The organism is Ferruginibacter sp., from assembly GCF_014377975.1.
GTDB lineage: Bacteria > Bacteroidota > Bacteroidia > Chitinophagales > Chitinophagaceae > Ferruginibacter.
The window spans coordinates 1-7,141 of record NZ_JACMOO010000123.1 but is presented as its reverse complement, the minus strand read 5'-3'; the positions used below and the strand labels follow the sequence as shown (position 1 = coordinate 7,141).

At 38.1% G+C, this 7,141-nt stretch carries 7 protein-coding genes and 1 pseudogene; 3 read left to right on the top strand and 5 right to left on the bottom strand.

The window, feature by feature from the left end; genetic code table 11:
* The 5 genes and pseudogenes from H7254_RS07145 to metF form a co-directional block, all read right to left on the bottom strand.
* Window positions 1–197 (bottom strand): annotated as a pseudogene (locus H7254_RS07145) (DNA-3-methyladenine glycosylase 2 family protein); the annotation flags it as partial.
* Window positions 198–226: 29 nt separating this feature from the next.
* Window positions 227–1,000, bottom strand: coding sequence for an enoyl-CoA hydratase/isomerase family protein (locus tag H7254_RS07140; protein WP_301921459.1), 774 nt, complete (start codon window positions 998–1,000; stop codon window positions 227–229).
* A 245-nt stretch (window positions 1,001–1,245) separates the two neighbouring features.
* Complete coding sequence (locus tag H7254_RS07135) at window positions 1,246–1,707, bottom strand: DUF1569 domain-containing protein (RefSeq protein WP_301932315.1); 462 nt, start codon at window positions 1,705–1,707, stop codon at window positions 1,246–1,248.
* Window positions 1,708–1,804: 97 nt separating this feature from the next.
* Window positions 1,805–2,386, bottom strand: a complete 582-nt coding sequence (locus H7254_RS07130) for an adenylate kinase (protein ID WP_301921461.1) — start codon at window positions 2,384–2,386, stop codon at window positions 1,805–1,807.
* A gap of 157 nt (window positions 2,387–2,543) precedes the next feature.
* On the bottom strand, window positions 2,544–3,497 hold the full coding sequence (gene metF / locus H7254_RS07125) for a methylenetetrahydrofolate reductase [NAD(P)H] (protein ID WP_301932314.1): 954 nt from the start codon (window positions 3,495–3,497) through the stop codon (window positions 2,544–2,546).
* 118 nt (window positions 3,498–3,615) lie between these two features.
* Here metF and lptB point away from each other — a divergent pair, with 118 nt between their 5' ends.
* The 3 genes from lptB (at window position 3,616) to H7254_RS07110 (ending at window position 7,075) form a co-directional block, all read left to right on the top strand.
* Window positions 3,616–4,434, top strand: a complete 819-nt coding sequence (gene lptB / locus H7254_RS07120) for an LPS export ABC transporter ATP-binding protein (RefSeq protein WP_301932313.1) — start codon at window positions 3,616–3,618, stop codon at window positions 4,432–4,434.
* A gap of 187 nt (window positions 4,435–4,621) precedes the next feature.
* Window positions 4,622–6,127, top strand: a complete 1,506-nt coding sequence (locus H7254_RS07115) for a GH3 auxin-responsive promoter family protein (protein ID WP_301932312.1) — start codon at window positions 4,622–4,624, stop codon at window positions 6,125–6,127.
* A 594-nt stretch (window positions 6,128–6,721) separates the two neighbouring features.
* Window positions 6,722–7,075 (top strand): hypothetical protein, encoded by a 354-nt coding sequence (locus tag H7254_RS07110; RefSeq protein ID WP_301932311.1) that lies wholly within the window; start codon window positions 6,722–6,724, stop codon window positions 7,073–7,075.
* Window positions 7,076–7,141: the final 66 nt, after the last annotated feature.

Sequence of the window (7,141 nt, the reverse complement as noted above, 5' to 3'; positions counted from 1 at the left end):
AACTTTTTTAATGCTGCCAATGCACTGGCCAATGATACCTGCTGCTCTAAAATAATGTGTATCAGTGTTTCAAATGTGGCAGCCCTTGTCCACAGCGGAGGATAGCCATACTGGCGAATAACCAGTTGCAGATCGGGATCGTTTAATGCAACCCTATCACAGAGAGAGATAAAAGTTTTATCAGTAAAAAACTGCATCGTACACAGCCTGAAAATGGCGAATCTTTTTAAATTTGTGCTTTAAATTTTTCAATGGCTTTTTTAGTAAAAGCACTCAACACCAGCTTGCCGCTGATAGCCGCATTTTCTCTCAGCAGTTCATCCCAATGGGCTGTACCGTGCCATAACATTTTTTTTATTTCTGCCATTGCTTCAGGGTTGCTGTGGGCTAAATGATTGGCCAAACGAAAGATTGATTCATCCATATTTTCCACTGTTTCGTGTACTTCTGCATACATTCCCTTTCTTTTTGCCCACTCACTGTTGCGCCACATGGTGGCATCTATTGCCAGTGCGCTAAATGCTGCAATGCCAATTTTACGTTCCACTGCGGGCCCTATTACAAAAGGGCCAATGCCCATTTCCAGTTCACTTAGTTTTATTTCGGCGGTGTTTAATGCAATGGCATAATCTACTGCTGCAGCAAGGCCTACACCTCCTCCTACACATCTGCCCTTTATCCGGCCAATTATAAATTTGGGGCATTTGCGTATCGCGTTGATTACATTGGCAAAGCCATTGAAAAAATGGGCTCCGTCTGCTTCATCTTTTATAGAGGCCAGTTCATCAAAACTTGCCCCTGCGCAAAAAGATTTATCTCCCCCACTTTTTAAAACAATCACTTTTGTTTCTTGGTGTGTTCCGGCAAAATGAATTTCTTTCGCCAGCTCTGCTAAAATTTTATTAGGCAGCGAATTGGCTTTAGGATGAAAAAATTCAATGGTGGTTGTGCCTTGGTGGGTTTCTGTTTTTACGTACCCGTCTTTTACTTCCTGTAACATGGATTGTAGTTTATAAATGATTGATTGTTTATCTCTGCAAGTTATTCCTTCGCATCTTCCGGGATTTTGTATCCCCCTTTCAATAACCAACTACAATTCAAATACGAAATATCCATGTAAACCCTGATGATAAAATAACATCCCTGTAAAATTTGGCCGGTTCCGGTATAATGATATTTCATTTACTAACACATGATCCTTAATTTAAATCTTCGTTGATGAAGATTGTCTTTTAAAATATTTTTCTACGTCAACCCAAACTGTTTTAAATGATGGGTTACATGTTTGTAGTGCAATAGCACCCATTCTTCAAAATTAAGATCGCCAAAAACCGGGTGCATTACTATTAGCCCGGCATTGCTATTATATTGATCGTTAAATATCGTTATCTCACCGTCCAGTTCTTTTAACGAATCTACCATGTTACCAAACCTCACCGGAAAAGGTTTATCAGGCAATATCGGCGCTTTGGTGTTTTCCCTGAATTCTTTGTCACTGTATAAAAATTGTTTTAAGCGGGGCAAATTTTCCTGGGTGGTTACAAGGGTATATTTTATTTTGCTGGTAGATATTTTGAAAAAATCTGCGAGGTGTTCTACCATTTGCTGCCCATTCATTTTGCCCCATTTACCGGTTGCATCAGCCGGTAAATTATTTAAGAGAGGTATCGCTTTCTCCATAATAAAATTAAGTTTCTGCTGATCCATACAATCCTATTTACCCTACAAGATAAAACAAAAAAGCAAGCCTTTAAAGCTTGCTTTTTATAATTATTATTAAAATAAATTTTCCTTGTAAAGTTGATTACCCGTTTATCCGGGGTTCAATTTCATTGCATAATCTATCAAAAATATTTTCTACCCCACCTTCCCCTTTTACCAATACTACTTTATCAAATCTTTTATAATAATCGGCTACTGCAGCTGTTTTGCTATTGTATTCCGCAATTCTTGCCCTGATTACAGCTTCGTTATTGTCATCGCTTCTTCCACTCGTTTCCCCTCTTTTAACCAGTCTTTTAACTAGCTCTTCTTCACTTACTTCCAGTGCAAGCATTACTGCAATCCCATTTTTTTTCAGGTCCAGCAATTTGTCCAATGCTTCTGCCTGTTTATCCGTGCGGGGAAAACCATCAAATAAAAAACCTTTCGCCTGTGGATTGTTATCCAGTGCCGAACTAATCATTCCAATCACCACTTCATCCGGAACCAGTTGCCCCTTATCCATGATTTTTTTTGCTTCCATACCCAATGCGGTTTGCTGGGAAATTTCACCGCGAAGTAAATCGCCTGTGCTAAGATGTTTTAAACCATACCTGGCAATTAGCTTTTCACTTTGTGTACCTTTTCCGCTGCCGGGTGGACCAAATAGTATTAAATTGAACATATGTATTTAAGAGACTTGCGTGAATGACAAATATAATATAGGATGTTTAAAATCCGTTTAACATTTTCAATTAAGTATTGAAAACCGTCAACTATTTTACAAATCCCGTGATTAATTTTTAATAATCCCGACAAGATTTCTACTGATTAAACAATACTTATAATAATTCTTTTACCACATTATAAATTACTTGTGGTTTACCTAAGGTATAGTAATGCAATACAGGAACACCGAATTCTTTTAGCTCTTTCGATTGCTGAATCAGCCATTCTGTACCTATCTGCTCCACGTCTTCGTCTGTTTTTGCAGCGGTAATTGCATTCGACAAATTGGTGGGTATATCTACATGAAATATTTTAGGTAAAATAGTCAGTTGCTTTTTATTGGTGATAGGTTTAAGACCGGGAATAATCGGCACGTTAATACCCATATCCCTGCAGTTTTGTACAAAGTCAAAAAATTTCTGATTGTTGAAAAACATTTGTGTCATAATATAATCAGCACCTGCATCTACTTTTTCTTTTAAATGCAACATATCTGTTTCTAAATTCGGGGCTTCAAAATGCTTCTCAGGATAACCTGCGGTGCCAATACAAAAGTCAGGTTTGCCGCCATTTTTTATGTCTTCTTCCTGGTAAATACCATTCTTTAAATTTACCACCTGTTTTAAAAGTTCCACAGCATATGCATTGCCATTGGGCTCCGGTTCAAAATTAGCTTCGTTTTTAGCAGCATCTCCTCTTAATACCAGCACATTATCAATCCCTAAAAAATTAAGGTCAATCAGGGCGTCTTCGGTATCTCTTTTAGTAAACCCGCCGCAAATTAAATGGGGCACGGTATCAATATTGTAATGATTTTTTAATGCCGCACAAATAGCCACAGTGCCGGGCCTTTTACGCACTTCTACCTTCTCAAATGTAGCATCTGCCTTTTTTTTAAACATGGTTTCACTACGATGATAGGTTACATTTATAAAAGAGGGCTTAAACTCCATCAAAGGATCCAAATGGTTATAGATGGACTGGATGGTTTTACCCTTCAGCGGCGGTAAAATTTCAAAGGATACAAGCGTTTTATTTGCCTGTAAAATATGTTCTGTAATTTTCATGATCGTAAAATATCTGCAAACATAGTTAAGTAGCAATAAAGCACAAACTGCTGTTAAATAAAAATCACCCGCAACCCTTATTTTGGTTTACATTATTTTTGTGGCAAAACATACTATTTTGAGCCTGACTATTTATACAAAAAACCTGGTAAAGATTTATGGCAGCCGTACAGTAGTTGACAATGTTTCCTTTACGGTTCAACAGGGTGAAATTGTGGGTTTGCTTGGCCCAAACGGGGCTGGTAAAACCACTTCTTTTTACCAGGTGGTTGGTTTAATAAAGCCAGACGAAGGTGAAGTATTTTTAAACGATGTTAACATCACCAAACTGCCGATGTATAAAAGGGCAAAAATGGGCATCGGTTACCTACCGCAGGAAGCCAGTATTTTTAGAAAACTGAGTGTGGAAGATAATCTTAAAGCTGTGCTGGAAATGACAACCCTTAACAAAGCAGAACAGAGGAACAAACTGGAATCATTACTGGATGAATTTCGGTTGCAACTGGTAAGAAAAAATAATGGTGATACGCTGAGTGGCGGTGAAAGAAGAAGAACAGAAATAGCAAGGGCACTGGCTGTTGACCCTAAATTTATTTTATTGGATGAACCTTTTGCTGGTGTTGACCCTATTGCGGTGGAAGATATACAGGCGATTGTTGCCCGTTTAAAATTCAGGAATATTGGTATTTTAATTACAGACCATAATGTAAATGAAACGCTGTCTATTTGCGACAGGGCCTACCTGTTAATTGATGGAAAAATATTTAAACATGGTACTGCAGAAGAGCTGGCCGGAGATGAACAGGTGAGAAGATTATACCTGGGTAAAAACTTTGAATTAAAAAGAAAAGATTATTTGCATGAAGATGCAAAGAATGAAAATACAATGGATGCGATTCCCGATATTCCTGAAGCGATGGACGGGGACGGGCTATAATTTTTTCACCGCTTTATTACTTTTTTATTAAGTAGATATTGGAGATGGTTCATCCTTTACAGATGAGTCGTTCAATGCGCACAAAAATATCATGAGCGCTTTTGTGCTTCACGTTACTTTCGAGCCATTTTGGGCTTTTCGTATTAATGTCTTTCATAAGTCGTGTAAGTTTTTTATCTTGCTGCTAATGAAGCTTCTTTCCCCAACGATTTCAAGGCTTGCACGTATGCGTTTTTGGCGTATAAAAAACTGGAGTAATCATCCGGTAGCCAGTCAACGGGAAGTATTACAGGAACTGGTAACTGCTGCACAATACACAGAGTTTGGAAAAAAATACCATTTCTCCCGGTTGTTTACAATAAAGGATTTTAAGAGAAATATTCCTATACAGGAGTACGAAGACATAAAGCCATACATAGAACGGATGATGAATGGCGAAGAAAATATTTTGTGGAATACACCAGTTAACTGGTTTGCAAAAAGCAGTGGTACCACATCGGCCAAAAGTAAGTTCATCCCCATCAGCGAAGAGAGTTTAAAGGACAATCATTTTAAGGGTTCCAAAGATGTGTTGACAACCTATTACGAGAATTTTCCTTCCAGCGACCTGCTTACAGGCAAAGCGCTTGTTATCGGGGGTTCTCACCAGTTAAGTAAAATTGATGACGATATCCAATTTGGAGATTTGAGTGCGATACTGATGCAGAACTCGCCCTTTTGGGGTCAGTGGCTGCGTACGCCTGAATTAAGTATTGCACTGTTAGACGAATGGGAAAACAAAATTGAAAAGCTGGCGCAAAAAACCGCCGAAGAAAATGTAACGTCTATCGCAGGTGTACCTACCTGGACATTGTTATTATTAAAACGCATTCTGGAAATTAAAGGAAAGGAAACGATCAAAGAAGTTTGGCCCAACCTGGAACTGTATATAAATGGAGGCGTTTCGTTTGTGCCCTACCGGGAACAGTTTGAAAAAATTATTGGCGGCAAAGTAAACTACCTGGAAATATACAATGCCAGTGAAGGTTTTTTTGCAGGCCAGCAAAAGCCCGATGAGGATGGCATGTTGTTATTTACAGAGCATGGTATATTTTATGAGTTTATGCCGGTGGAAGAATATGGTAAGCCGAACCCACAAACCATCGGATTAAAAAATGTTATAACCGGAAAAAATTATGCATTGGTAATTAGTACCACGGGTGGTTTATGGCGATATTTAATTGGCGATACTATCCAGTTTACTTCTATCAATCCTTATAAAATAAAAGTAACCGGCAGGCTAAAGCATTACATGAATGCTTTTGGGGAAGAAGTGATTGTAGATAACAGCGATAAGGCCATTGCAATTGCGGCAGAAAAAACCAATAGTGTTGTAAATGATTATACCGCTGCTCCCGTATATTTTTGTGCCAACAACAACGGTGCACATGAGTGGCTGGTTGAGTTTGATAAAGAACCAACCAACCTGCACCAGTTTACCGTTGAACTGGACATGGCTTTAAAAAACAGCAATAGTGATTATGAAGCCAAGCGGCATAAAGATATTGCGCTTCGCCTACCCATTGTACATGCATTACGCAAAGGAATATTTACGCAGTGGTTACGCAGTAAAGGCAAGCTGGGCGGGCAACATAAAATACCACGGTTAAGCAACGAGCGGGTTATGCTGGAAGAGATTTTGCTGTTGAGGTGAAAATCTCCTCTTATTACAATTATTCTTCACTCGCCACAATTAAAAACCAGAGCCGGACTTTCACTGATGGTTAGTAAGAAAACACTGTTGCAAAAAATGGAACTATTTTAAATTAAGATTTGGCAAAATCTTTCTTCACATAGGGATTAAAATCTTCAATCGGTCTTGTCAAAAAATAACCTTTTATCAAATCCAATTTTAAAACACAAATCTCAATATGTAACCTGTCAGTAAAATTTGAGTGGGGATAAATTTTATTCCCTCCACAAAAGCACATCTTATCGTATCGTAAGACTGAATGGCTCTAAAAGGTTTAAGCAGTTTCCAAGTTCAATGATTGATCCAATAACAAAAGGGGTTGCAATTCGAACTTTATTTTTTTGTTTATTATTTGCACTATCAATTGCATACTCTAACGCACGGGCGGGGTTTTGTTCCCAAAAATATACACCTGGCCCTAACCAATTCCACTCATTAGTGCTTGCTGTCAATTGATTTCCGTTCAAAATTCTTAACCCTAGTTCTCTGTCACAACTATGGAAGTCGGTTATTTATAAGGGTTGATGATTAGCCACTGTTATTTATTATTACCTCTTGGTAGATGAATTATGGGAAGCCGGCTCTTTTTTATCTTTTATTATTCCTGCATCTACAAGAAATTACCTCGCAGATTCTTTGGTTTTTAGGGCTTCCTGGGTAACGGATCTGGTAGTCTCAATTTGTGTGTTAATAGCAATCTGCGTCATGGAGAATATTTTAAGAGATGGTGGTGATCAGTCGTTAATATACATTTATATATCCCGATGTGGAACATTTGTACAAATGTGTAAAAATGTGGATTTTATGATGATATCTGATAACTGGATAACCGGTAATTCTAAGTCGGGTCTTTTAAAGCTATTAGAATTTAGACTGCGAACCTTACTCCTCCCTCCTTCTCACAATTAAAAACCAATCATTTTCCAACGGTAAATAACCGTACTCGTAACAAAAAAAATAGGTGTTACCTTTTTT